Below are 26045 nucleotides of genomic sequence, written 5' to 3'. Positions count from 1 at the left end.
CCCGGCGGCCCGCCCGGCCAACAAAAAACCCGCCGAGGCGGGTTTTTTTATTGACTGCAGCGCGACGCCGTCGGCGCAGACCCCGCTGCCTTATTCGCCGGTGCCGGACTTGACGTCTTCAGAACCGTTGACGACCCGGCGCGCGCCGTTGAAGCGCTGCTGCCAGTAGCTTCCGTTCATGCTCTCCACGCGCACCTCGGCGCCGCTGCGGGGTGCGTGGATGAACTTGCCTTCGCCGACGTAGATGCCGACGTGGCTGAAGGCGCGGCGCATGGTGTTGAAGAACACCAGGTCGCCGGGCTTGAGTTCGCTGCGGTCGATCTTCTGGGTGGCGGCGGCTTGCTCTTCGGCGCGACGCGGCAGCAGGTGGCCGACGGTCTGGTTGTACATGGCGCGGACGAAGCCGCTGCAGTCGAAGCCGGTATCTGCCGTGTTGCCGCCGCGCTTGTAAGGAACACCGAGGAACCCGATGGCGGTAACCACGAGATCGGAGGTCCGGTCGACGACGCTTTGGCGAACGTGCTGCAACTGGCCGATCAAGCCCTTCTCGGCCAGTGCGGCGTCCATTTCTTCCGAGCGGTCCATCTGCGGTGCGGCATGAGCGGCGAAAGTGAGCAGAAGGCAGGCGGGAAGTAGGAAAAGTCGCATGGCACGTAGGATATGGACGACAAAAAAGCGTGTCAATTTCAAGTTGATCCGAGATTGTGCATGCAACTCATTGTCAGAATTGGTTTTTCCGTTGAATCCAATTGCATGAATTGTAAAGTTCAACGTTATGGCCCATAAGCGCTTGCGTCGGAGTAAACCAAAAGTTTTGAAACAAAGCGGTGTGCCGTTGCGAATTTTTTGTGGATAGCCGACTCAAGCAGCACCATGAACACCATTTCGACTTCTATCTCTGCACGGCAAACGAAGCGCTGGCGGACGGCGATCATGGCATCCCTGGCGGCAGCCGCGGTCGGCTCTGCAATAGCCGCGCCAACGCCTGAAGTGGTTGCTTCCGGATTGGAGAACCCCTGGGGCGTCGCCTTTCTCCCGGGCGGACGTTTCGTCGTGACCGAGAAAGCCGGCCGCATGCGCGTCGTCGGCCCGGACGGCCGCACCGGCGCAGCGCTGGCCGGCCTGCCGCCGATCGCCGCGGGCGGACAGGGTGGTCTGCTGGACGTGCAGGCCGATTCTGCCTTCGAGCGCAACCGCACCCTGTACTTCTGCTTTTCCGAGCCCGACGCGGGCGGCTCGGCCAACAGCACCGCGCTGGCGCGGGCCCAGCTCTCGGCCGATGGCGCCCAGCTCGAGAACGTGCGCGTCATCTTCAGCCAGCGCCCCAAGGTGGCAAGCCGCAATCACTTCGGCTGCCGCATCGTGGAGGCGAAGGACGGCACCCTGTTCCTGACGCTCGGCGATCGCTTCAGCCGCAAGGACGACGCCCAGAAGCTCGACAACCACATCGGCAAGGTCGTGCGGATCAACAAGGACGGCACCGCGCCGGCCAACAACCCCTTCGTCGGCCGGGCCGGTGCCTTGCCGGAAATCTGGAGCTACGGCCACCGCAACGGGCAGGGCGCCACGCTGGCCGCCGACGGCAAGCTGTGGATGCACGAGCACGGCCCGCAGGGCGGCGACGAGATCAACGTTGCCGAGGCCGGCCGCAACTACGGCTGGCCAGTCATCACCTACGGCGAGAACTACGGCGGCGGCAAGATCGGCGACGGCATCACGCGCAAGGACGGGCTGGAGCAGCCGCTGCACTACTGGGTGCCATCGATCGCGCCGTCGGGCATGGCGTTCTTGGCCAGCGACCGCTACGGCCCGGCCTGGAAGGGCAACCTGTTCGTGGGCTCGCTCAAGTTCGGCTACCTCGACCGCATCGAGCTGCGCGACGGCAAGGTGGTGGCAGAGCATCGCCTGCTGGAAGACGGCCGCGCCCGCATCCGCGACGTCAAGCAAGGCCCGGACGGCCTGCTTTATGTGCTGACGGACGAGTCGAACGGCAAGCTCATCCGCCTGCGGCCCGATTGACGCGGGCCGGCGGCGGCGGCCTCGGCCGCGGCGTTCGGTGGTACGGTCGAAGGCTCTTCCTTTTCACGGCCTTCCCGCCTTCCCGAAAGACGCCTCCATGCTGCTCGATGCTTCGCAATCCCAACTGGTCCTGGTCGACTACCAGCAGCGCCTGATGCCGGCCATCTTCGAATCGGAAGCCGTGCTCGCGAATGCCGTGCGGCTGGTCCGGATGGCGCGGTTGCTCGAGGTTCCCGCCTGGGGCACCGAAGAAAACCCCTCCAAGCTCGGCGAGAACGCGGCCGAGATCCGCGCGCTGTGCCAGCGCACCTTGTCCAAGATGCACTTCAGCGGCGTGGAGGAGGGCCTGGCCGACTGGCTGCGCGCACCGGCCAAATCGCCGCAGGGCAATGCCCGCAGCCTGCCCAAGCACCTGCAGAAGCCGAAGCCGCAGGCCGAGGAGCGCAACACCATCGTGATCGCCGGCTGCGAGGCCCACGTGTGCCTGCTGCAGACCGCGCTCGACCTGCTCGAGGACGAGTTCGAGGTGTTCGTGGTGACCGATGCCTGCAGCTCGCGCACCGAGCGCAACCGCGACGCCGCCTTCGACCGCCTGGCCGGCGCCGGCGCCGAACTCGTGACGACCGAGATGGTCGGCTTCGAGTGGCTGCGCACCGCCGAGCACCCCCGCTTCAAGGACGTGCTGGCGCTGATCCGCTAGACCGGGACCGCCGCTAGGCCGTGCGCCGTGCGCGCACCGCCGCAGCCAGCGCGTGCAGCACCGGCACCGTCTGCGGAAAGCCGATGCAGGCATCGGTGATCGACACGCCATGCTTGAGCGGCACGCCCGGCACCAGGTCCTGCCGGCCTTCTTCGAGGTGGCTTTCGATCATCACGCCGGCGATGCGCCGTTCCCCTGCGGCGATCTGCGCGGCCACGTCGCCGGCGACGTCGATCTGCCGCCTGTGCTGCTTGCTGCTGTTGCCATGCGACACGTCGATCATGACCCGCTCGCGCAGGCCCTGCGCACGCAGCGTCTCGCAGGTGGCGGCCACGTCGGCCGCCGAGTAGTTGGTCGTCTTGCCGCCGCGCAGGATCACGTGGCAATCGTCGTTGCCGCGCGTCTCGAAGATGGCCGCCATGCCCATCTTCGTCATGCCCATGAAGGCGTGCGGCGCCCGCGCCGCCAGGATGGCGTCGGCCGCCACCTTGATGCTGCCGTCGGTGCCGTTCTTAAAGCCCACCGGGCAGCTCAGGCCCGAAGCCAGCTGGCGGTGGCTCTGGCTCTCGGTGGTGCGCGCGCCGATCGCGCCCCATGCGATCAGGTCGGCGATGAATTGCGGGCTCAGCAGGTCCAGGAACTCAGTGCCGGTCGGCAGGCCCATCGTCGTGAGGTCGAGCAACAGTCGCCGGGCGCGCTCCAGTCCTTCGTTGATGGCGAAGCTGCCGTCCAGGTGGGGATCGTTGATGTAGCCCTTCCAGCCCACCGTGGTGCGCGGCTTTTCGAAGTAGGTGCGCATCACGATCAGCAGGTCGCCCTGCAGTTCGTCCGACACCGCCTTCAACTGGTGCGCGTATTCGAGGGCCTGGTCATGGTCGTGGATGGAGCAGGGCCCGACCACCACGACCAGCCGATCGTCGCGGCCGTGCAGCACGTCGGCAATGGCGCTGCGGCTGGCTTCCACCAGCGCGAGCGTGCCGTCGCGCACCGGCACGCGCTCCTGCAGCAGGGCCGGCGTGATCAGCGGGCGGACGGCGCCGATGCGCACGTCGTCGATGCGGGTGGTGTCGACGGTGCTGTCGCGGGAGCCGATCTCGGCATCGTGAAGAGGGTCATCGAGGCGGGGCATGGCGCTTGCAAAGGTTGTGGATCGAGGATGGCGCGGATTGTCCGCCCATAATCGCCCGGCCCGCGCCGCCGAGCCGGGCGTATTGCCTCTTTGCCTGGAGTTCCGCATGTCCCAAGTCATTCCCGCCACCCTGATCGCCGGGGACGGCATCGGCCCCGAGATCGTCGATGCGACCCTTGCCGTGCTCGATGCCCTGAAGGCGCCTTTCGAATGGGACCGCCAGGTGGCCGGCCTGGCGGGCGTGCAGCAGTCCGGCGATCCGCTGCCCAAGGCGACGCTCGACAGCATCCGACGCACCCGCCTCGCGCTCAAGGGGCCGCTGGAGACGCCGTCCGGCGGCGGCTACCGGTCGTCGAACGTGCGCCTGCGCGAGGAGTTCCAGCTCTACGCGAATTTGCGCCCCGCACACACCATCATCCCCGGCGGCCGCTTCGACAACATCGACTTGATGGTCGTGCGCGAGAACCTCGAGGGCCTGTACATCGGGCACGAGCACTACGTGCCCATCGACAACGACCCGCACGCCGTGGCCATGGCCACCGGCATCAACACGCGGCAAGGCTGCCGCCGCCTGCTCGAGTTCGCCTTCGACACCGCCGTCGCGACCGGCCGCAAGAAGGTGACGATCGTGCACAAGGCCAACATCATGAAGGCGCTCACCGGCATCTTCCTGGAGACCGGCCTCGACCTCTACGAGCGCAAGTACAAGGGCAAATTCCAGCTCGACAGCGTCATCGTCGACGCCTGCGCGATGAAGCTGGTGCTCAACCCATGGCAGTTCGACATGCTGGTCACGACCAACCTGTTCGGCGACATCCTCTCCGACCTGGTGGCCGGTCTGGTCGGTGGCCTGGGCATGGCACCGGGCGCCAACATCGGCGCCGAGGCGGCCATCTTCGAGGCCGTGCATGGCTCGGCGCCCGACATCGCCGGCAAGGGAATCGCCAACCCGACCGCGCTGCTGCTGGCGGCCGCGCTGATGCTCGACCACTGCAAGCTGGCGGACCAGGCAGCACGCCTGCGCAAGGCCATCGACGAAGCCCTGAACATCGACAAGGTGCGCACCGGCGACCTGGGAGGCAGTGCGGGCACCGCGGCCTACACGCAGGCGTTGGTGAGCCGGATCGCCAACGGGTGAAGGTGGAATGGGGCGGGGCAATGCCTGGCTAGAACACGCCCAGCGCGAGCCCCGCCGCCATCGCCTCGCCCAATGCGGCGCAGCGTGCCAGGTCGTCGGCTCCGATCCGCTTGGCCGCGAGGATGGCCTCCGGCGTCTGCGCATGCGTGCAGACGATCAGCGGCTCGGCCACTGGCTTGAGTCGCCAGCCGGTCGCGATGCGTTCGATCTGCCTCGCTGCGTTCTGACCGTCGCTGCCTGCGCAGATCAGCGAGGCATAAGGGCGGCCATTGACCTGGTCGAGCACCGGGTAGTAGCAACGGTCGAAGAAGTCCTTGAGCTGGCCGCTCATGGCCGCGAGGTTCTCCGGCGTTCCGAAGATGTAGCCGTCTGCGGCAAGCACGTCGGCGGGGCCTGCCTCGGCGGCGCGCAGCAGCCGTGCTTCGACCTTCGTTTCGGCAGACGCGCCGGCGAGCGCCGCCTCGGCCATCTGGCGCGTGCCCCCCGTCATCGAGTGATGGACGATGAGCAGGGCCTTGGTCCGGCTCATCGGAACGACGCGATCCAGTCCCAGACCTGCGACGGCGCTTCGACCATCACGCTGTGGCCGTGCGGACCCAGGTCCCGCGCTTGCGGGTCGAGGGCGCGGAGCTGCGCCAGCGTCACCATCGCGTCGTCGCCGCCGCGCCCCAGGTGCACCGGGCAACGGGCCAAGGCCATCAACTCCTGCATCGGCGGCTTGCCGACGCCGTGCGCGCGCGGGTCCATCGCAAGACGCCAACCATCGGCATCGCGCTCGGTACCCCGTGCGGCGACCGGCGACGAGGGGTCGGCGATGTCGGCGAGGCCGGCGACCTTCAGATAACGGTCGCGTGCCGCTTCCTTCGTCACGAAGCGCTTCGAGGGTTGGGTCGCCAGCGTCTCCATGCGACGCACCTCGTCGTCGCTCCAGGCGACTTTGATGCCGGCGCCGAACACGCGCGACGGATTCAGGCCGAACCAACCGGAGGCGAGGGCCAACGCGATCACGCCGCCGAGCGAATGCCCCAGGACCACGAGCCGGCCTGCCGGTTCGATGTGGGGCAGCGTGGCGCGGGCGACGCTCGTGGCGACCTGTCCGATGGCATAGCTGTCCTGCCGGTCGGACTGGCCGTGCCCGGGCAGGTCCACTGCGAGCCAACGCCCATCCCAGCGCTCGGCGGACTGTGCGCACAGCGGTGTCCACACGGCGCCGGTCGCGCCCATCCCGTGCAGCATCAGAAGGAGGTCCGACCCCTTGCCGCCTTGTTCAACGTGCATGCTTTTTTCCTTCCCGTTCTTGAACGGGCGAGGTTACCCGAGCGCGGCGGCGGAGCGGCGTTCAGCGCACGGACTCGCCGATCAGCTTCTGCACGGCGAAGAGCGGCTTGAGCTGGTCTGGCTTGTAGTAGTTGCCCATGAAGATCACGTACACGAGTTCGAGCGAGGGAACCACCACGAGCCTTTGCCCGCCGAGCCCGATCGCGAGGTACGCGGGCGTGCCGTCGCGTTGCTGCGCCACGTACCAGTGATAGCCGTAGCGAAGCCCATCGAAGGCTGCGGCGCGTGGTGTCAGCGAGGCCGAGATCCAGTCCTTCGCGACGAGTGGGCGCCCGTCCCATTCGCCCTGCCGAAGCAGCAACTGCCCGATGCGGGCGAGGTCCGGCGCCCGCATGCGCAGGCCGGATGCCGCAGCCGCTTCGCCGTTGCGCCCCGCCGTCCATTCGACCTGGTCGATGCCCATGGGCGAGAACAGTTTTTCCTTCGCGTACGCCAGCAGCGGCATGCCCGAGCCCTTCGCGACCAGATGCCCGAGGATGGCCGTCGCACCGCCCGAGTAGCGCCACCGCTCGCCCGGTTCCGCTGCAATGGGGCGATCCAGCACGTACCGGTAGCGGTCGTTGCTGCGCTCCATGGCGATCTCGCTGTTGCGCGGATCGCTGTAAGGCAGGTCTTCGTTCCACTCGAGCCCCATCGTCATCGTCAGCACATCGACGATGCGGATGCGGCGGCGGCGCGCATCGCCTGCCAGGTCGGCGTAGTGGGGAAAGGCATCGAGCAGCGGCGTGTCGAGCGCCGGCACCTTGCCTTCGGCCAGCGCGATGCCGTAGAGCAGGCCGACGATGCTTTTGCTCACGGAACGCACGTCGTGCAGGGTGTCGGCATCGAAGCGGACCTTGCCCAGCGGCGTGCCCCAGCGTTCGTCTTCGCCTTCGAAGTAGCGCTCCATCACCATCTTCCCCTTGCGGGCGATGAAGACGGCATGCAGGTTCGCGAATTCGCCGCTTTGCACACCCTGGTCGAGCCGTGCGGCGAGCTCCGGCCCGATGGCGCCGGGTCCGGGTTCGGCCTGCTCCCAGCGAAAAGGGTCGGCTGCGAAGCTAGGCAGGCATGCGAACGCGGCGAGCGAACCGCCGAACTGGAGAACACGGCGTCTCTGAAGGTGTCGATGGTTATTCATGCTTGGATTCCGGACGTCGATCGACTGTACGTCGCGCCCGCGTCAGCTTGCCGCAAGCTCCGCACCAATAATTATGAATTCAGTTTTGAGCGCCGGCCGCCCGCACCACCTGGAGACAAGCCCCATGAGCTACGCCGACTTCTACCGCCGTTCCATCGAAGCCCCGGAGGCCTTCTGGGCCGAGCAGGCCAAGCTTATCGATTGGCAAACCCCGCCGCAGCAGATATTGGACGACAGCCGCGCGCCCTTCGTGCGCTGGTTCGCGGGCGGCACGACCAACCTGTGCCACAACGCGGTCGATCGTCACCTCGTCGAACGGGCCGATCAGCCGGCACTGATCGCCGTGTCCACCGAAACCGGCACCGAAAAGGTCTATAGCTTCCGGGACTTGCACGCCGAGGTGCGGCGTGTCGCCGCCAGCCTGGCGGCGCTGGGCGTGGGGCAGGGCGACCGGGTGCTGATCTACATGCCCATGATTGCCGAGGCGGCCTTCGCCATGCTCGCGTGCGCCCGGCTCGGTGCCGTGCACTGCGTGGTCTTCGGCGGCTTCGCGAGCGGGTCGCTGGCCTCGCGCATCGAAGACGCCGAGCCGACCGTGGTCGTCAGCGCCGATGCCGGATCGCGCGGCGGCAAGGTGATCGCGTACAAGCCGCTGCTGGACGAGGCCATCCGCCTGTCGAAGCACAAGCCCGCGGCGGTGCTGCTGTTCGACCGGGGCCTGGCCCCGATGGACCTGGCCGACGGGCGCGACCATCTCGCTGCGGCCCTGATGGAAAAGCATCGCGACACCGAGGTTCCCTGTGTCTGGCTGGACGCCACCGACATCAGCTACACCATCTACACCAGCGGCACCACCGGCCGGCCCAAGGGCGTGCAGCGCGACGTCGGCGGCTACGCGGTGGCGTTGGCTGCGAGCATGAAGCACATCTTCGACGGCAACGCCGGCGAGACCTATTTCTCGACCAGCGACATCGGCTGGGTGGTGGGCCACAGCTACATCGTCTACGGCCCGCTGATCGCCGGCATGGCGACCATCATGTACGAGGGCCTGCCCACGCAGGGCCTCGATCGGCAGCCCAATGGCGGCATCTGGTGGCAGCTGGTCGAGAAGTACAAGGTCACGGTGATGTTCAGCGCACCGACCGCCGTGCGCGTGCTCAAGAAGCAAGACCCGGCGTTGCTGAAGAAGTACGACCTGTCCAGCCTGCGCGCGCTGTTCCTGGCCGGAGAGCCGCTCGACGAACCCACGGCACGCTGGATCAGCGACGGCCTCGGCGTGCCCATCATCGACAACTACTGGCAGACCGAATCGGGCTGGCCCATCCTCACGGTGGCCAACGGCGTGGAGCGCACGCCCAGCCGCTTCGGCAGTCCCGGCATTCCGATGTACGGCTACAAGGTGAAGATCCTGCACGAGTCCACCGGCGAGGAACTCACGGGCGCCAACGAGAAGGGCGTGGTCGTCATCGAGGGACCGACGCCGCCCGGCTTCATGCAGACGGTGTGGAAGGACGACGAACGCTTCGTCAACACCTACTGGAAGAGCGTGCCCAACAAGCTGGTGTATTCCACCTTCGACTGGGGCATTCGCGACGAGGACGGCTACTACTACATCCTGGGCCGCACCGACGACGTGATCAACGTGGCCGGCCACCGCCTCGGCACGCGCGAGATCGAGGAAAGCATTTCGGGCCATGCCAAGGTGGCCGAGGTGGCGGTGGTCGGCGTGGCCGATGCGCTCAAGGGCCAGGTGGCCATGGCCTTCGTGGTGCCGCGCGATGGCGCGGTGCTCGGCGATTCGCAAGCGGCGCTGGCCCTCGAAGGCGAGGTCATGAAGCAGGTGGCCGATCAGCTCGGCGCATTGGCGCGGCCCTCACGCGTGCACTTCGTCGGCATCCTTCCGAAGACCCGCAGCGGCAAGCTGCTGCGCCGTGCCATCCAGGCCGTGTGCGAGGGCCGCGATCCGGGTGACCTGACCACCATCGAAGATCCGACGGCTCTGCAGCAGATCCGCCAATCGCTCGCTTCGCAGACGTAGAAACGCGGTAGCCTACGCGGGCCCTTGTGACGGCTGGTTTCGTCGTCACGTGTTTGCCATGGCACAATGCCAAGGTACTCGGGCCCTTCCCAGCCACAGTCGCATCCGCCAACCGGTCCAGCCGTGTCGCGGAAGGTTTCTTAAACCAGCTAATGCTTCCCCAAGGGAAGCGAAGGTAGCGCAAATGAGCGATTCGACGTCCTCCACGTCCATTTACCACGCCTATCAAGGCAACACCTACCTCTTCGGCGGCAACGCGCCCTATGTCGAAGAGATGTACGAGAACTATCTCGCCAACCCCGGCAGCGTCCCCGACAACTGGCGCACTTACTTCGATGCGATGCAGCACGTGCCGGCCACCGACGGCAGCACGACGCGCGACGTTCCGCATCAACCCGTCATCAATGCCTTTGCCGAGCGCGCGAAGCAGGGCACCACGCGCGTGGTGCAGGCCAGCGGCGCCGACTCCGAGCTCGGCCGCCAGCGCACCGCGGTCCAGCAGCTGATCGCCGCCTACCGCAACGTCGGCGCCCGCTGGGCCGACCTCGACCCGCTTAAGCGCGCCGAGCGCCCCGCCATCCCGGAACTCGAGCCCTCGTTCTACGGCTTCACCGACGGCGCACTCGAGACGGTTTTCAACACCAGCAACACCTTCTTCGGCCGCGACACCATGTCGCTGCGCGACCTGCTCAACGCCTTGCGCGAAACCTACTGCGGCACGATGGGCGCCGAGTACATGTACATGACCGACCAGGCGCAAAAGCGCTGGTGGCAGCAGAAGCTCGAGAGCGCCCGCACCAACCCGAAGCTCTCGACCGAACAGAAGAAGCGCGTGCTCGAGCGCCTGACGGCGGCCGAAGGCCTGGAGCGCTTCCTCCACACCAAGTACGTCGGCCAGAAGCGCTTTTCGCTCGAAGGCGGCGAGAGCTTCATCGTGGCCATGGATGAGCTGATCAACCAGGCCGGCACCAAGGGCGTGCAAGAGATCGTGATCGGCATGGCCCACCGCGGCCGCCTCAACGTGCTGGTCAATTCGCTGGGCAAGATGCCGGCCGACCTGTTCGCAGAGTTCGACCACACGGCTCCCGAAGAGCTTCCCAGCGGCGACGTCAAATACCACCAGGGCTTCAGCTCCGATGTGTCGACGCCTGGCGGCCCGGTGCATTTGAGCCTGGCCTTCAATCCCTCGCACCTCGAAATCGTGAACCCGGTGGTCGAGGGCTCGGTGCGTGCCCGCATGGACCGCCGCGCCGACCCGCAGGGCAAGCAGGTGCTGCCCGTCATCGTGCACGGCGACGCCGCCTTCGCGGGCCAGGGTGTCGTGATGGAAACGCTGGCGCTGGCCGAGACGCGCGGCTATTCCACCGGCGGAACGGTGCACATCGTCATCAACAACCAGATCGGCTTCACCACCAGCGACCCGCGCGACAGCCGTTCCACGCTGTACTGCACCGACATCGTCAAGATGATCGACTCGCCGGTGCTGCACGTGAACGGCGACGACCCCGAAGCCGTGGTGCTGGCCACCCAGCTGGCGCTCGAGTTCCGCATGGAATTCCAGAAGGACGTCGTGGTCGACATCGTCTGCTTCCGCAAGCTGGGCCACAACGAGCAGGACACGCCTTCGCTCACCCAGCCGCTGATGTACAAGAAGATCGCGGCCCACCCCGGCACGCGCAAGCTCTACGCCGACCGGCTGGCAGCGCAGGGCCTGGGCGACACGCTCGGCGACGACCTCGTGAAGGCGCAGCGCGCGGCCTTCGATGCCGGCAAGAACACCACCAACCCGGTGCTCACCAACTTCAAGAGCAAGTACGCGGTCGACTGGAGCCCCTTCCTCAACAAGAAGTGGACCGACGCCGGCGACACGGCGATTCCGCTGGCCGAGTGGAAGCGGCTGGCCGAACGCATCACCAAGGCACCCGACAACTTCACCGTGCATCCGCTCGTCAAGAAGGTGCTCGACGACCGCGGTGCCATGGGCCGGGGTGAAGTCAATGTCGACTGGGGCATGGGCGAGCACATGGCCTTCGCCTCGCTGGTGGCCAGCGGCTACCCTGTGCGCCTGTCCGGCGAAGACAGCGGCCGCGGCACCTTCACCCACCGTCATGCCGTGCTGCACGACCAGAACCGCGAGAAGTTCGACGAAGGCACCTACGTGCCGCTGTGCAACGTGGCCGACAACCAGGCGCCGTTCGTCGTCATCGACTCCATCCTGTCCGAGGAAGCCGTGCTGGCCTTCGAGTACGGCTATGCCTCCAACGATCCCAACACGCTGGTGATCTGGGAAGCGCAGTTCGGCGACTTCGTCAACGGCGCGCAGGTCGTCATCGACCAGTTCATCGCTTCGGGCGAAGTGAAGTGGGGCCGCGTCAACGGCATCACGCTGATGCTGCCGCACGGCTACGAAGGTCAGGGCCCAGAGCACAGCTCGGCGCGCCTCGAGCGCTTCATGCAGCTGTCGGCCGACGCCAACATGCAGGTGGTGCAGCCCACCACGGCCAGCCAGATCTTCCACGTGCTGCGCCGCCAGATGGTGCGCAACCTGCGCAAGCCGCTGGTCATCATGACGCCCAAGTCGCTGCTGCGGAACAAGGACGCGACCTCGCCGCTGTCGGAGTTCACCAAGGGCAGTTTCCAGACCGTCATTCCCGACGCGAAGGATCTGAAGGGCGACAAGGTCAAGCGCGTGATCGCGTGCTCGGGCAAGGTCTACTACGACCTGGCCAAGAAGCGCGAGGAGAAGGGCAACGACGACGTGGCGATCATCCGCGTCGAGCAGCTCTATCCGTTCCCGCACAAGGCCTTCGGCGCCGAGCTCAAGAAGTACCCCAACCTCGTCGACGTGGTGTGGTGCCAGGACGAGCCGCAGAACCAGGGCGCCTGGTTCTTCGTGCAGCACAGCATCCACGAGAACCTGCAGGAAGGCCAGAAGCTCGGCTACGCGGGCCGCGCCGCCTCGGCGTCGCCGGCGGTCGGCTACTCGCACCTGCACCAGGAACAACAAAAAGCGCTGGTCGACGCCGCCTTCGCCAAGCTCAAGGGCTTCGTGCTGACCAAGTAAGAACATCAAAGCCTGCGAAGAAACACGAAGCGGAAATCACAAAATGTCTATCGTTGAAGTCAAAGTCCCCCAGTTGTCCGAGTCCGTGGCCGAGGCCACGATGCTGCAGTGGAAGAAGAAAGCCGGCGAAGCCGTGGCCGTCGATGAAATCCTGATCGAGATCGAGACCGACAAGGTCGTGCTCGAAGTGCCGGCACCGTCGGCCGGTGTGTTGACCGAGATCGTTGCCCCCGACGGCGCCACGGTCGTCGCCGACCAGTTGATCGCGAAGATCGATACCGACGCCAAGGCCAGTGCCGCCGCGCCTGCCGCAGCCTCGTCCGCGCCTGCGGCTCCCGCGCCGGCAGCGGCACCTGCCGCAGCAGCGGCTGCCACCGGCGGTGCCAAGTCCGACGTCGCCATGCCGGCCGCTGCCAAGCTGCTGGCCGACAACAAGCTCAGCACCTCCGACGTGAGCGGCACCGGCAAGGACGGCCGCGTCACCAAGGGCGACGTGCTGTCGGCCGTGGCCGGCGGCGCCACCGCCAAGGCCGCCCCCGCCGTAATCCCCACCGGCGCGCCGAAGACGTCGCTGCCGCAGGTCGCATCGCCGGCCGCCGCGCCCGACCTCGGCGACCGCCCCGAAGAGCGCGTGCCGATGAGCCGCCTGCGCGCCCGCATCGCCGAGCGCCTGCTGCAGTCGCAGTCGACCAATGCCATCCTGACCACCTTCAACGAGGTCAACATGGCCCCGGTGATGGAGATGCGCAAGCGCTTCCAGGAGAAGTTCGAGAAGGAACACGGCGTCAAGATCGGCTTCATGAGCTTCTTCGTGAAGGCCGCGGTCCATGCCCTCAAGAAGTACCCGGTGCTCAACGCTTCGGTCGACGGCAACGACATCGTCTACCACGGCTACTTCGACATCGGTATCGCGGTGGGTTCGCCGCGCGGCCTGGTCGTGCCCATCCTGCGCAACGCCGACCAGATGAGCTTTGCCGACATCGAGAAGAAGATCGCCGAATACGGCCAGAAGGCGCGTGACGGCAAGCTGGGCATCGAAGAAATGACCGGCGGCACCTTCTCCATCTCGAACGGCGGCGTGTTCGGCTCGATGCTGTCCACCCCCATCATCAACCCGCCGCAGTCGGCCATCCTGGGCGTGCACGCCACGAAGGACCGCGCGGTGGTCGAGAACGGCCAGATCGTGGTCCGGCCGATGAACTACCTCGCCATGTCCTATGACCACCGCATCATCGACGGCCGCGAAGCCGTGCTGGGCCTGGTCGCGATGAAGGAAGCGCTGGAAGATCCGGCTCGCTTGCTGTTCGATATCTAACCGCACCCCCGTTGCTTGCTCACTTCGTGTAGCCGCCTCCCCCCTCAAGGGGGCGACCCCAGCGGGCCGGCAAAGCCGGTTCCGCGGGGTCTCCCGAACGGGCCTCGCTGCGCTTGCCGCGCGGCGTCGGAGGTGACCGGCATGAAAAAATCCTGAAAGAAAATCAATGGCCAACAAGCAATTCGACGTCATCGTCATCGGTGGCGGCCCCGGCGGCTATATCGCCGCCATTCGGGCGGCGCAGCTCGGCTTCAACGTCGCCTGCATCGATGAGTGGAAGAACGCCAAGGGCGGCCCGGCCCTGGGCGGCACCTGCACCAACGTGGGCTGCATTCCCTCGAAGGCGCTGCTGCAGTCCTCCGAGCATTTCGAGCACGCGTCCAAGCACTTCGCCGACCACGGCATCAAGGTCGAGGGCCTGGGCCTGGACCTCGACAAGATGGTCGGCCGCAAGGATGCGGTGGTGAAGCAGAACAACGACGGCATCACCTACCTGTTCAAGAAGAACAAGGTCACGTCCTTCCACGGCCGCGGCTCCTTCGTGAAGGCGGGCGGCGCCGGCTACGAGATCAAGGTGGCAGGTGCGGCCGAAGAGACGATCGAAGGCAAGCACATCATCGTCGCCACCGGCTCCAATGCGCGCGCGCTCCCGGGCGCGGACTTCGACGAGGTGAACATCCTTTCGAACGACGGCGCCCTGCGCATCCCCGGCGTGCCGAAGAAGCTGGGCCTGATCGGCTCCGGCGTCATAGGCCTCGAAATGGGCTCGGTGTGGCGCCGCCTCGGCTCCGAAGTCACCGTGCTCGAAGCGCTGCCCACCTTCCTGGGTGCGGTGGACGAACAGATCGCCAAGGAGGCGCAGAAGGCCTTCACCAAGCAGGGCTTGAAGATCGAGCTGGGCGTCAAGGTCGGCGAGGTCAAGAACGGCAAGAAGGGCGTGAGCATCGCCTGGACCAATGCCAAGGGTGAGGCGCAGACGCTCGACGTCGACAAGCTGATCGTCTCGATCGGCCGTGTGCCCAACACCATCGGTCTGAACGCCGAAGCGGTGGGCCTGAAGCTGGACGAGCGCGGCGCCATCGTGGTGGACGACGACTGCAAGACCAGCCTGCCCAACGTCTGGGCCATCGGCGACGTGGTGCGCGGGCCGATGCTCGCCCACAAGGCCGAGGAAGAGGGCGTCGCGGTGGCCGAACGCATCGCGGGCCAGCACGGGCACGTGAACTTCAACACCATTCCGTGGGTGATCTACACCTCGCCCGAGATCGCCTGGGTCGGCCAGACCGAGCAACAGCTCAAAGCCGCGGGCCGCGCCTACAAGGCCGGCACCTTCCCTTTCCTGGCCAACGGGCGTGCCCGTGCGCTGGGCGATACGACCGGCATGGTCAAGTTCCTGGCCGATGCGGCCACGGACGAGATCCTCGGCGTTCACATCGTCGGGCCGATGGCCAGCGAGCTGATCTCCGAAGCCGTGGTGGCGATGGAGTTCAAGGCCAGCGCAGAAGACATCGCGCGCATCTGCCACGCGCATCCTTCGCTCTCGGAAGCGACGAAGGAAGCGGCACTGGCCATCGACAAGCGCACGCTGAACTTCTGACCCCTTGAGCGTCAAGCAAGCCTACGAAGCCGAGCTGGTTGCGCGGGGGTTCCAGAGCGACCCCGCGCAGCTCCGCGCCGTGGAGGCGCTCGAGCGCTGCGCGTCGGAATGGGCCGAATACAAGACGCGACGCTCGAACGCGCTGAAGAAGCTCATCAACCGGCCCGAGATTCCGCGCGGCGTGTACATGTATGGCGGGGTGGGGCGCGGCAAGAGCTTCCTGATGGATTGCTTCTTCAACGCCGTGCCGCTGCGGCGCAAGACGCGCCTGCACTTCCACGAGTTCATGCGCGAGGTGCACCGCGAACTGGCCGAGCTGCAGGGCACGGTCAATCCGCTGGACGAACTCGGGCGCCGCATCGCCAAGCGCTACAAGCTGATCTGCTTCGACGAGTTCCACGTCGCCGACATCACCGACGCCATGATCCTGCACCGGCTGCTGGTGGCGCTGTTCGACAACGACGTGGGCTTCGTCACCACATCGAATTTCAGGCCCGACGACCTGTATCCGGGCGGCCTGCACCGCGACCGCATCCTGCCGGCGATCGAACTGCTGAAGCAGCAGCTGGAGGTGGTCAATGTCGACAACGGCACCGACTACCGCCGTCGCACGCTCGAACAGGTCAAGCTGTACCTCACGCCCAACGGCGCCGAGGCCGACAAGGACATGCGCGACGCTTTCGAGCGCCTGGCCGAGAGCGCCGACGAGAACCCGGTGCTGCATATCGAGTCGCGCGAAATCCATGCGCGACGCAAGGCCGGCGGCGTGGTCTGGTTCGACTTCAAGACCTTGTGCGGCGGGCCGCGTTCGCAAAATGACTACCTGGAGATCGCGAGCCAGTTCCACACCGTGCTGCTGTCCGACGTGCCGCACATGCCGGTGCGCATGGCTTCTGAAGCACGTCGTTTCACCTGGCTGGTCGACGTGTTCTACGATCGACGCGTGAAACTGATCATGTCGGCCGAAGTGCCGCCCGAAGAGTTGTATACCGAGGGCCCGCTGGCCCACGAATTCCCGCGCACGGTGTCGAGGCTCAACGAAATGCAGTCGGCCGAGTTCCTTGCGCTGGAGCGCCGCGTCGTCGACACCCGCCTCACATGAAAAAGCTCCTGTCCGTCCTGCTCGTTGGCCTCGCCGCTGCCTCGGTCTGGGCCCAGACCACTGCCACGACCGGCAGCATGGACTTCGAGGCAGAGCGCGCGCGGCTGTCGCAAGAACGCAAGGCGGTGGACGCCCGTCACGCGACAGAGCAGGCCGCCTGCTACAAGAAGTTCGCGGTGCAGGGCTGCCTCGACGACAGCCGGCAGCGCTATCGCGCCGACACCGAGAACATCAAGCGCCAGGAGGCGTCGATCAACGACATCGAGCGCAAGCGCCGCGGCGCGGCGGCGCTCGACCGGCTCGAGGAAAAGAAGGCGACGCCGCGCACGCAGGACACGGCGGAAGAGCGCGAGCGCGCCAGAAAGGCGCAGGAAGATCGCGAGCAACGCGCCGCCGACCATGCGGACCAGCGTGCCCGACTGGCCTCGGAAGCGGCAGACAAGCAACGCCAGTTCGACGACAAACAGCGCGCCTATGCCGAGAAGCAGGCCAAGGCGGCAGCCCGCCGGGGCGAGGCGCCGGCGAAAGTGGAGGCCGAAGATCGCAGGCTCCAGCGTGCGGAGCAACATCGCAAAGACCTCGAGCGCCGCAACGCCAACAACACGAAACCGCGCGCGGCGCCGTTGCCGACGCCTCCCTGATTGCGGCGCGGAGCAGTGCGGTGGGCCGCCGCGGCCTCAGCGTTCTTCCATCGCAGGCAACTGCTCGAGCTTGAGGATGGCGAGCGAGATGTTGTCGCCGGTGCCGCGAGCGCGTTCGCGTGCCTCGGCCACGAGCAGTTCGGCTGCAGCGCGCGGCGACTGGTCGGCCAGCAGCCGGCCCATTTCCTCGGGTCGGAAATAGTGCCAAAGGCCATCGCTGCACGCCAGCAGCAGGTCGTCGGGTTCCAGCCGCGGCACGAGGTGGATGTCGACCGGCGGCGGCGTGGACTTCATCCCCAGGCAGCCCAGCAGGATGTTGCCCTGCGGGTGGATGTTGGCTTCGTCCTCGCTGATCTCGCCGCGGTCGACCAGGGCCTGCACGTAGGAATGGTCCTTGGTGCGCTTGACCAGGTGGCCGCGCCGAAAGTGGTAGATGCGGGAGTCGCCGGCGTGGATCCACGCGCAGTCGCCTTCCGGGTTCATCAGGAAGGCGGCCAGGGTGCTGTGCGGTTCCTGCTCGCTCGACAGCGCGGTCAGCTTGATGACGGTGTTGGCGTCCTCCAGCAACTGCCGCAGCACGTGCACGGCCTCGTCGCGTCCCGGCTTGTAGCGGGCGAACAGCTGGCGTGCCGTCATCAGCACTTGATCGGACGCCTTGCGCCCGCCGCTGCGGCCGCCCATGCCGTCAGCTACCACGCCCAGCACGCAGCCAGGCGCACGTGGGTGGGTCAGCATCATGACCTGGTCCTGCTGGTACGGGCGATCTCCCTGGTGGAGGCCGGTGGCGGCGACGAGTCGGTAGCCTCGAACTGGCGGCGCGCTCGTGCCGGCGGCGTGTTCTTTCATGGAGTCAATGGGGTGGAACGACGAAGTATTATCGAGTCAACCCGCGCGGCGCCCGACCGCGCATCTGTGCAGCTTCGCACTGTTCCTTGGACTCCGATCTCCACTCCCTGTCACGCCAGCTGATCGAATTGCGCATCGAGCATGCCGACCTCGATGCCGCCATCGATCGCCTGGCCGAAGCCGTCGAACCGCGCGACGAGCTGTTGCTGCGACGCCTCAAGAAAAAACGCCTGGCCCTGCGCGACCGCATCGTGCACGTCGAGCGCATGCTCGACCCGCAGGAGCCTGCCTGATGTCCGTCATCGAGTGGCCCGACGACTTCGAGGCGGACCAGGAGGCGCCCGAGCGGCGGCCCGGTGCTGCCGAGCCGGGCCAGCTGGCCACGGAGGTGCGCGCCGCCTTCGCGCAGGACGGCGTGCTCTCGCATGCCGCTGAGCAGTTCCGTGAACGCGAGGGCCAGACGCAGATGGCGCTGGCAGTGGCCCGCGCCATCGACGAGGGCGGCGTGCTGGTGGTCGAGGCCGGCACCGGGGTCGGCAAGACCTTTTCCTACCTGGTGCCGGCGCTGCTGAGCGGCGAGCGCGTGCTGCTGTCGACCGCCACCAAAGCGCTGCAAGACCAGCTTTTCGGCCGCGACCTGCCGCGGCTGGTCGACGCGCTCGGCCTGCCTGTGCGCACGGCCCTGCTCAAGGGCCGCGCCAGCTACCTGTGCCTGCACCGGCTCGATCAGGCGCGCCACGACGCATCGCTGCCCGAGCGCGGCAGCCTGCGCACCCTGTCCAAGATCGAGCAGTGGTCCAAGGCCACGCGCACCGGCGACCTGGCCGAGCTGCCGGGCCTGGACGAGCGATCGCCGTTCATCCCGCTGGTCACCTCCACGCGCGAGAACTGCCTGGGCGCGCAGTGCCCGCAGTTCAAGCCCTGTCATGTCAACCTGGCCCGTCGCGAGGCGATGGCGGCCGACGTGGTGGTGATCAACCATCACCTGTTCTTCGCCGACCTGGCCGTGCGCGAATCGGGCATGGCCGAGCTGCTGCCCTCGGTGCGCGTGGTGGTGTTCGACGAGGCGCATCAGCTCAACGAAACCGGCGTGCAGTTTCTCGGCGTGCAGTTGGGCAGCGGTCAGGCACTCGATTTCGCCAGGGACATGCTGGCCGCCGGCCTGCAGCATGCACGTGGCCTGGTCGACTGGCAGCAACTGGTGGCCGCCACCGAGCGGGCTGCGCGCGAACTTCGGCTCGCGGCCGGCAAGCAGTGGCCCGGCGCCAAGCTGCGCTGGGCGGGTGCTGCACCGGAAGGTGTGCCGGCCGATGCCTGGCAGGAGGCGCTCGACGCGTTGCGCGAGGCTTTCGTGGAAGCGGCGCGCGGGCTCGATACCGTGAGCGAACTCTCGCCCGATTTCGTCCGCCTGCACGATCGCGCGGAGCAACTGGCCGAGCGTGCCGCGCGTTTCGCTCGCGCCTGCGCGCCCGAGTCGGTCCGCTGGGTCGACGTGGGCACGCAGCTGCGGCTGGTGGAGTCGCCGCTGGACATTGCCGAAGCCGTGCGCACGCGCGTGCTCAAGCTCGACCAGGCCGACCCGGAGGCCTCGGGTCGCGCCTGGGTCTTCACCTCGGCCACACTCGGCGACGACCCGAAGCTGCGCTGGTTCACCGAGCCCTGCGGGCTCGAATCGGCGGATGTGCTGCGCGTGCAGAGCCCTTTCGACTACGCGCGCCAAGCCGCGCTGCACGTGCCGCGCGTCTTTCCGAAGCCCAACGACCCGTCGCACAGCGCGCGCGTGGCGGAGCTCGCCGCCCGCGGCGCCGCGGTGCTCGGCGGCCGCACGCTGGTCCTGACCACCACCCTGCGCGCCCTGCGCACCATCGGCGACGCCATGCGGCAGCATTTCGAGCCGATGGAGGCAGGGCAGCGGCCCGAGGTGCTGGTTCAGGGCGAGCTGCCCAAGCGCGTCTTGATGGAGCGCTTTCGCGAAGGATCGGACGCGGGGCGCGCCGGCTGCGTGCTGGTGGCTTCGGCTTCCTTCTGGGAAGGCTTCGATGCGCCGGGCGATGCACTGCAGCTCGTGGTGATCGACAAGCTGCCCTTTCCGCCGCCGAACGATCCGCTGGTCGAGGCGCGCTCGCAGCGCCTCGAATCGCAAGGACGCAGCGCTTTCGGCGAGTACTCGTTGCCCGAGGCTGCCGTCGCCCTCAAACAGGGCGCGGGCCGCCTCATCCGACGCGAGACCGATCGCGGCGTGCTCGTGATCTGCGACACGCGTCTGGTCAGCATGGGCTACGGCCGCAGGCTGCTGGCGGCGCTGCCGCCGATGCGGCGCCTGGAAACTGCCGACGACTTCGAGGAAGCACTGGTCGAACTGACCCACTGAGGACGGCATGCGCGCCAGACCCGCTGCCTTGATCGATCGCGCGAAGACGCTCGGCGCCGAACTGTGGCAAGAGTTCAGGGCGCCCGCGCGCGCACGCGAACGCGCGCTCGAGGAAGCGGAGGCCGTGCTGTCGGTGCTGTTGGCGATCGTGCTCGCGCATGCGATGGGCGCCGAACACATCGGCTGGGCCGCCTTCAGCGGCTACATGGTGCTGCGAGCGAGGCTGGCCGAAAGCCTGGCGCGGGGCGGCCTGCGCATTGCCGGCACCGCGCTGGGCGCGGCCGCGGGCTTCGCTGCGTCGTCGGTGCTGGGTCAGTCATTGCCGGGGCTGTCTGCCGCGCTCGCCCTGGTCGGCGGCGTCACGCTGTACGGTGCGTTGACGCAGGAACGTGGGCTTGCGTGGCTCTTCGCGGGCGTGACCTTTTCGATGGTGGTGCTCGACTCGCTGGTCCAGCCCTTCGAGGACGTCACGCGCTTCGCCGCCACCCGCGTGCTCGAGGTCGCCGCTGGAACCATCGCAAGCCTGGCGGTCGGCGCGCTGTCCGCCTTGACGCTGCGGCCGCGCATTCTTCCGCCCGCGCCGGACGCCATCGCCGCGCCGCGGCAGCGCATCGGTTGGCACCGCGAGGCGGCGCTGCATTCGCTGCAGGCGGCGGTCGCATTCGCGCTGGCGCCGTTGCTGGTCGCCGAGATGGGGGAGCGCGGCGTGAGCCAGGCGGTGACGACCATCGCGGCCGTGATGCTGGTGCCCCTCGCGAGCCTGGGCAATGTCGGAGGAGTCGGTGGAGCCGGAGGAGGCGTCACGGCACGCCTGTTGCAGCGCTTCGCCGGCTGCCTGGCCGGTGCCGGCGTGGCTGCGCTCGCCTTGCTGCTCACTCAGCACCACCTGCTCGCCATGCTGTTGTGTGTGGGCCTCGTGGTGGCGGTGGGCCGGCACGTCGAGAACAGCGGAAAGCGATTCGCTTATGCAGGAACGCAGTTCGCCATCGCGTTCCTGGTCGTCTTCGTACCGGATTCGTATACGGCGATGAGCGCGGAGCCGGGGCTGCAGCGGCTTGCCGGCATCGTGGCCGGCATCGCACTGCTGCAGGTGGTACGGATCGTCTTCGGTTCGCTGGTTCGCCTCAGGGCCCAGGCATAGGTCCGAAGCGGCTCGCAGCAGGCCCTAGCCGCTTACCAGAGCTTCCACCACGGGTCGTCCTTGGTGCGGAAGCCGCGCGTCAGGTACTCGCTCTGGGGGTAGTTGGAGGTCAGCACGCGCTTGGCGTCGTCGCGCAGGTCCGTCATGCCCAGGGCATCGTAGGACTGGACCATGATGTAGAGCGCCTCTTCGAGCGCCGGCACCTCGCGGTAGTCCGCCAGCGCGATCTGCGCGCGGTTGATGGCCGCCAGGTAGGCGCCGCGCGAGTAGTAGTAGCGCGCCACGTGCACTTCGTACTGGGCCAGCGAGTTCACGATGTAGTTCATGCGCTGGCGGGCATCGGGCGTGTAGCGCGATTCGGGGAAGCGCGTGATCAAGTCCTTGAACGACTCGAAAGACTCCTTGGCCGCCTTCTGGTCACGCTCGGACAGGTCTTGCCGCGTGAGCCACGAGAACAGGCCGAGGTCGTCGTTGAAGTTGATCACGCCCTTGAGGTAGATCGCATAGTCCATTGCCGGGCTGGCCGGATGGAGCTTCATGAAGCGGTCCAGGGTGGCGATGGCGGCGGGCCGATCGCCGGATTTGTATTGGGAATAAGCCTTGTCCAACTGAGCCTGCTGTGCGAGCGGGGTGCCGGCGGCGCGGCCCTCGAGCTTCTCGAACAGGGGGACTGCCTTGTCGTAGGCGCCCGAATCGGCTTCTTCCTTGGCTTCGGCGTAGATGCGGTTGGGGCTCCAGTTCGCAGTCTTGTCGGACGAGGTCGACGAACAGCCGGCAACCAGCCATGCAGCCGACAACAAGGCCAACCAGGCAGGGACAACCGATAATTTGGCGCGGCGCATCACATCAGGCTTTCGTGGAAAAAACGCTTTCAATTATATCGGCCACCCCTCTGGGATCACTTTCGGACGGGGTCGAGCACGAGGAGGGCCCCGAGCCTTCCGAGCCCAGCGAGACCCGCGACTTCCTCGTTCACGAGTCGTTGCACGGGCAGCGGCTGGACCGTGCGCTGGCCGCCCTGGTGCCCGAGTTTTCCCGCAGTTACCTGCAGCAGTTGATCGACGCCGGTGCCGTCGCGGTGCAGGGCCGCGTGCTGACCAAATCCGCCGCTACGGTGCATGCCGGCGAGATCGGTAGCATCGAGCTCAGGCCCACGCCGCAAAGCCAGGCCTTCAAGCCCGAGCCGCTGCCGATCGCCGTGGTGCACGAGGACGAGCACCTGCGCATCATCGACAAGCCCGCCGGCCTGGTGGTGCACCCGGCGCCGGGCCACTGGAGCGGCACGCTGCTCAACGGCCTCCTTGCGCTGGACCCGCGCGCCGCCCTGCTGCCGCGGGCCGGCATCGTGCACCGGCTCGATCGCGACACCAGCGGCTTGATGGTGGTCGCGCGCACCCGCGCGGCGATGGACGCCCTGGTCGGGCTGATCGCGGCGCGGGAGGTCAAGCGGCAGTACATCGCGATGGCCCACCGCAGCTGGCAGGGCGCCGATGCGCGGCACGTCGACGCGGCGATCGGACGCGATCCGCGCAATCGGCTTCGCATGGCGGTGGTCGACCTGACGCGGCATTCGGGCAAGCCCGCCCGTACGTTGATCGAGTCGCTCGACAGCAACGACGAGGGCTGTGCGGTCCGCTGCACGCTGGAAACCGGCCGCACGCACCAGATCCGCGTGCACATGGCCTCCATCGGCCACCCGCTGGTGGCCGATTCGCTCTACGGCGGGACCGCGGCGGCCGGGCTGGAGCGCCAGGCCCTGCATGCCTTCAGGCTGGCCTTCATCCACCCCGCAACCGGCGTGCAGATGGAGTTTCTGGCCCCCCCGCCGCCCGACCTGGTGCAGGCTATGCAGGCGTGGGGGCTGGACTACAATCGCGCCTGACGGCTCGAGAGCCGTGCCGGCGCCTGATGCCGGCTTCGCTGCAATTGCCAACGTGCCGGCAGCGCCTTCTTCCATCCTTTCGAAAATCAAGCGCCTCCAAGGCGCCTTTTCCCGGATACCGCGAAACATGAATACGGCGGATGCCAAGCGCATTCTCGAAACCGCCTTGATCTGTTCGACGCAGCCTCTGCCGGTGCGCGAACTGCGCGTGCTTTTCGACGACGAACTGGGCGCCGACACGATCAAGTCGCTGCTGCTCGAATTACAGGAAGACTGGTCGCAGCGCGGCCTGGAGCTCGTGAGCGTGGCCACCGGCTGGCGCTTCCAGAGCCGTCCCGAGCTACGCGACCACCTCGATCGCCTGCACCCCGAGAAGCCGCCGCGCTACACGCGCGCCGCGCTCGAAACGCTGGCCATCATTGCCTACCGGCAACCCGTCACGCGCGGCGATATGGAAGACATCCGCGGCGTGACCATCAATTCGCAGATCCTCAAGCAGCTCGAAGACCGCAACTGGGTCGAGGTCATCGGCCACCGCGAGACGGTGGGGCGCCCGTCCCTGTACGCGACCACCCGGCAGTTTCTCGACGACCTGGGCCTCGAATCGCTGGACCAGTTGCCGGTGATCGAAACCCCCGCCCAGCAGGCCGGGCTGGTCGCGGCACTCGCGCAGGCGGCGGACAACGCACAGGCGGGGTTGCCAATCGAGGAGGGCGATGCCGCCGATGCGGCGCAGGTCGATGCCGAGTCCGCTTCGGTGGCTGCGGACCACGTGCCTGCCGAAGCACCTGTCGAAGCACCTGTCGAAGCGCGAGCCGACGAGGCGGCACCGGTGGCCGGCACAGAGGCTCGGCTCGATGGCGTTGCGGAAGACTTGGTCGAAGAGCTGCCGGTGCCCGACGCTCGGCCCGAAGCCGAAGCCGAGCCCGAAGCCGAAGCCGAAGCCGAACCCACCTCCGCGCCCGACACCCCCCACTCCGAAGTTTCCACGCCCGTCGACGCAGAGCCCGATGCCGAGCCCGACGAGGAAGACACCCCCGCCGTTCGTTCCGGAACCCGATCATGAGCCCATCCGATCCCGAAGACGCAGCGATGCTGCCTGTCGACCCCCCGTCCGGCGACGAGCCTGCGACGTCGCCAGCGCAACCGGGCGAAGCCCAGGCCGCGCCGGAGTCCGAGGCGGCAGCCGATGCGCCTCGCAAGCGCCGTCCGCGCAAGCGCAAGCCGACGGCCCAGGCACCCGTGGCGGAAGGCGAAGAAGGCCAGGAAGCCCAGGGAATCCAGGACGGACAACCCGGTCAGGCAAACGAGTCTGTGCACGCCGGCGATGAACGCGCCACCGCCGCAGCCGCGGCCGGGCCCGCGGCCGCGCCTCCTTCCGTTCCCGAGATCGCTGTGGTGATCCCCGAACCTCAGCCTCAGGCGCAGCAACCTGTGTCCGAGCCCGCCCCGACGCAGCGGCTCGACGACGAGGACGACGACGAGGAAGACGAGGAGGACATCGACGACGATGACGAGGACGATCTCGACCGCGCCCGCCGTGCCGCCGAACGTGAGCAGCGCAACGCGCCGCCGCCCGAGCCGATCCGCTTCACCGACGTGGTCTCGGGGCAGTTCGACGCTGACGAGGACAGCCCCGAGGTGCCGCCGCTCAAGCGCGTGCTGCTGCCCGAGGCCGATTCGCCCAAGCTGCACAAAGTGCTGGCCCAGGCCGGCCTGGGCTCCCGGCTCGAGATGGAGCACCTGATCCTGCAGGGCCGCATCTCGGTCAACAACGAGCCGGCCCACATCGGCCAGCGCATCCAGTTCGGCGACCAGGTCAAGATCAACGGCAAGCCGATCCGCTACCGCATCGCACCGCCGCCGGCGCGGGTCATCGCGTACCACAAGCCCGTCGGCGAGGTCGTCACGCACGACGATCCGCAGAACCGGCCCACCGTCTTCCGCAAGCTGCCGCGCCTGCCGCAGGGCAAGTGGCAGTCGGTCGGACGGCTGGACCTCAACACCGAGGGCTTGCTGCTCTTCACGAGCTCGGGCGAGCTTGCCAATCAGCTCATGCACCCGCGCTTCGGCCTGGAGCGCGAGTACGCCGTGCGTGTGCTCGGCGCGATCAGCAGCGAAGAGCGGCAGAAACTACTCGAAGGTGTACGCCTCGACGACGGCATGGCGCATTTCGGCACCATCGAGGACGGCGGTGGCGAAGGGTCGAACTGCTGGTATCGGGTCACGATTTCCGAAGGCCGCAACCGCGAGGTGCGCCGGCTCTTCGAATCCGTGGGCCATGCGGTCAGCCGGCTGATCCGCATCCGCTACGGCGCCATGGTGTTGCCGCGCGGTCTCAAGCGCGGCGCGTGGATGGAGCTGGACGAGCGCGACATCCGTGCCTTGTTCCAGGCGGCCGGCGCCGAGCGGCCAGGGCGCGGTGGCGGCCCGAAGAGCAGCGGCCAGGAAGGCGGCGGGCGCAACAACCGGCAACGCAACAAGCGGCGTGGAAACCGCAACGGTGGCGGTGGCGGCGGGCAGGACGACCATCGCGACGGGCCGATTCCGAACCCGCTGGCCAGCGGGCCACAGGCCCGCGGCCGTGGGGGCAACGGAGGGGGC

General features: G+C 67.5%; 23 protein-coding genes. 15 read left to right on the top strand and 8 right to left on the bottom strand.

From position 1 onward, the window contains the following. Window positions 1-90 precede the first annotated feature (90 nt). Window positions 91-648 (bottom strand): C40 family peptidase, encoded by a 558-nt coding sequence (locus tag B0W80_RS29425; RefSeq protein ID WP_077002700.1) that lies wholly within the window; start codon window positions 646-648, stop codon window positions 91-93. 125 nt (window positions 649-773) lie between these two features. Beyond that, window positions 774-1076: a hypothetical protein gene (locus tag B0W80_RS36335; RefSeq protein WP_256856722.1), complete on the bottom strand. Its 303-nt coding sequence runs from the start codon at window positions 1074-1076 to the stop codon at window positions 774-776. Here B0W80_RS36335 and B0W80_RS29420 point away from each other — a divergent pair. Both B0W80_RS29420 and B0W80_RS29415 read left to right on the top strand, forming a co-directional pair. Beyond that, window positions 991-2019, top strand: coding sequence for a PQQ-dependent sugar dehydrogenase (locus tag B0W80_RS29420; RefSeq protein WP_256856721.1), 1029 nt, complete (start codon window positions 991-993; stop codon window positions 2017-2019). The genes B0W80_RS36335 and B0W80_RS29420 overlap by 86 nt on opposite strands. A gap of 97 nt (window positions 2020-2116) precedes the next feature. Further along, window positions 2117-2719: an isochorismatase family protein gene (locus B0W80_RS29415; protein WP_077002698.1), complete on the top strand. Its 603-nt coding sequence runs from the start codon at window positions 2117-2119 to the stop codon at window positions 2717-2719. Between the two features lie 13 nt (window positions 2720-2732). On the opposite strand, the gene B0W80_RS29410 is transcribed toward B0W80_RS29415, so the two are convergent. Next, window positions 2733-3848 carry a 3-deoxy-7-phosphoheptulonate synthase gene (locus tag B0W80_RS29410; protein WP_077002697.1) on the bottom strand — a complete coding sequence of 372 codons (1116 nt, stop codon included), beginning with the start codon at window positions 3846-3848 and terminating at the stop codon, window positions 2733-2735. Between the two features lie 106 nt (window positions 3849-3954). On the opposite strand from B0W80_RS29410, the gene B0W80_RS29405 reads away from it, so the two are divergent. Next, a complete protein-coding gene (locus B0W80_RS29405; RefSeq protein ID WP_077002696.1) occupies window positions 3955-4986 on the top strand; it encodes an isocitrate/isopropylmalate dehydrogenase family protein in 1032 nt (343 codons plus the stop codon). Window positions 4987-5014: 28 nt separating this feature from the next. Here B0W80_RS29405 and B0W80_RS29400 read toward each other — a convergent pair whose 3' ends face one another. From B0W80_RS29400 to B0W80_RS29390, 3 genes are all read right to left on the bottom strand, one after another. Next, the gene (locus B0W80_RS29400) at window positions 5015-5515 is read right to left on the bottom strand and encodes a flavodoxin family protein (RefSeq protein ID WP_077002695.1); all 501 of its coding nucleotides are present in this window, start codon (window positions 5513-5515) and stop codon (window positions 5015-5017) included. Then, window positions 5512-6264 carry an alpha/beta fold hydrolase gene (locus B0W80_RS29395; RefSeq protein ID WP_077002694.1) on the bottom strand — a complete coding sequence of 251 codons (753 nt, stop codon included), beginning with the start codon at window positions 6262-6264 and terminating at the stop codon, window positions 5512-5514. The genes B0W80_RS29400 and B0W80_RS29395 overlap by 4 nt, the downstream gene beginning before the upstream one ends. A 61-nt stretch (window positions 6265-6325) precedes the next feature. Beyond that, the gene (locus B0W80_RS29390; RefSeq protein ID WP_179107048.1) at window positions 6326-7444 is read right to left on the bottom strand and encodes a serine hydrolase; all 1119 of its coding nucleotides are present in this window, start codon (window positions 7442-7444) and stop codon (window positions 6326-6328) included. A gap of 124 nt (window positions 7445-7568) precedes the next feature. Here B0W80_RS29390 and B0W80_RS29385 point away from each other — a divergent pair, with 124 nt between their 5' ends. The 6 genes from B0W80_RS29385 (at window position 7569) to B0W80_RS29360 (ending at window position 17201) form a co-directional block, all read left to right on the top strand. Next, complete coding sequence (locus B0W80_RS29385) at window positions 7569-9482, top strand: propionate--CoA ligase (protein ID WP_077002693.1); 1914 nt, start codon at window positions 7569-7571, stop codon at window positions 9480-9482. Between the two features lie 184 nt (window positions 9483-9666). After that, window positions 9667-12546 (top strand): 2-oxoglutarate dehydrogenase E1 component, encoded by a 2880-nt coding sequence (locus tag B0W80_RS29380; protein ID WP_077002692.1) that lies wholly within the window; start codon window positions 9667-9669, stop codon window positions 12544-12546. Between the two features lie 43 nt (window positions 12547-12589). Beyond that, window positions 12590-13861, top strand: a complete 1272-nt coding sequence (gene odhB, locus B0W80_RS29375; protein ID WP_077002691.1) for a 2-oxoglutarate dehydrogenase complex dihydrolipoyllysine-residue succinyltransferase — start codon at window positions 12590-12592, stop codon at window positions 13859-13861. 166 nt (window positions 13862-14027) lie between these two features. Next, window positions 14028-15458, top strand: a complete 1431-nt coding sequence (lpdA, locus tag B0W80_RS29370; protein ID WP_077002690.1) for a dihydrolipoyl dehydrogenase — start codon at window positions 14028-14030, stop codon at window positions 15456-15458. A gap of 4 nt (window positions 15459-15462) precedes the next feature. Further along, complete coding sequence (zapE, locus tag B0W80_RS29365) at window positions 15463-16560, top strand: cell division protein ZapE (RefSeq protein ID WP_077002689.1); 1098 nt, start codon at window positions 15463-15465, stop codon at window positions 16558-16560. Then, the gene (locus B0W80_RS29360) at window positions 16557-17201 is read left to right on the top strand and encodes a hypothetical protein (protein WP_077002688.1); all 645 of its coding nucleotides are present in this window, start codon (window positions 16557-16559) and stop codon (window positions 17199-17201) included. Before zapE ends, B0W80_RS29360 begins: the two co-directional genes overlap by 4 nt. Before the next feature lie 36 nt (window positions 17202-17237). Here B0W80_RS29360 and B0W80_RS29355 read toward each other — a convergent pair whose 3' ends face one another. Next, window positions 17238-18047, bottom strand: coding sequence for a PP2C family serine/threonine-protein phosphatase (locus B0W80_RS29355; protein ID WP_077002687.1), 810 nt, complete (start codon window positions 18045-18047; stop codon window positions 17238-17240). An 86-nt stretch (window positions 18048-18133) separates the two neighbouring features. On the opposite strand from B0W80_RS29355, the gene B0W80_RS29350 reads away from it, so the two are divergent. Genes B0W80_RS29350 through B0W80_RS29340 form a run of 3 tightly spaced genes read left to right on the top strand, consistent with a single transcriptional unit; the run spans window position 18134 to window position 21559 of the window. Beyond that, window positions 18134-18340, top strand: coding sequence for a DUF465 domain-containing protein (locus B0W80_RS29350; RefSeq protein ID WP_077002686.1), 207 nt, complete (start codon window positions 18134-18136; stop codon window positions 18338-18340). Next, entirely contained in the window at window positions 18340-20418 is a 2079-nt protein-coding gene (locus tag B0W80_RS29345) for an ATP-dependent DNA helicase (protein WP_083745702.1), read from the top strand. The genes B0W80_RS29350 and B0W80_RS29345 overlap by 1 nt, the downstream gene beginning before the upstream one ends. Before the next feature lie 7 nt (window positions 20419-20425). Further along, window positions 20426-21559, top strand: a complete 1134-nt coding sequence (locus tag B0W80_RS29340; protein WP_077002685.1) for an FUSC family protein — start codon at window positions 20426-20428, stop codon at window positions 21557-21559. Window positions 21560-21591: 32 nt separating this feature from the next. On the opposite strand, the gene B0W80_RS29335 is transcribed toward B0W80_RS29340, so the two are convergent. Then, on the bottom strand, window positions 21592-22401 hold the full coding sequence (locus B0W80_RS29335; RefSeq protein ID WP_077002684.1) for an outer membrane protein assembly factor BamD: 810 nt from the start codon (window positions 22399-22401) through the stop codon (window positions 21592-21594). Window positions 22402-22415: 14 nt separating this feature from the next. On the opposite strand from B0W80_RS29335, the gene B0W80_RS29330 reads away from it, so the two are divergent. The 3 genes from B0W80_RS29330 to B0W80_RS29320 all read left to right on the top strand — a co-directional run. Then, complete coding sequence (locus B0W80_RS29330) at window positions 22416-23441, top strand: RluA family pseudouridine synthase (RefSeq protein WP_256856720.1); 1026 nt, start codon at window positions 22416-22418, stop codon at window positions 23439-23441. A 127-nt stretch (window positions 23442-23568) separates the two neighbouring features. Then, window positions 23569-24507, top strand: coding sequence for an SMC-Scp complex subunit ScpB (gene scpB / locus B0W80_RS29325; RefSeq protein WP_083745701.1), 939 nt, complete (start codon window positions 23569-23571; stop codon window positions 24505-24507). Next, on the top strand, window positions 24504-26045 hold a 1542-nt coding region (locus B0W80_RS29320), incomplete at its 3' end, for a pseudouridine synthase (RefSeq protein WP_143684828.1). The genes scpB and B0W80_RS29320, both read left to right, overlap by 4 nt.

The sequence above is a fragment of the Variovorax sp. KK3 genome, from assembly GCF_001984055.1.
Classification (GTDB): Bacteria; Pseudomonadota; Gammaproteobacteria; order Burkholderiales; family Burkholderiaceae_C; genus Variovorax.
This window is presented reverse-complemented; position numbering and strand designations above follow the sequence as displayed.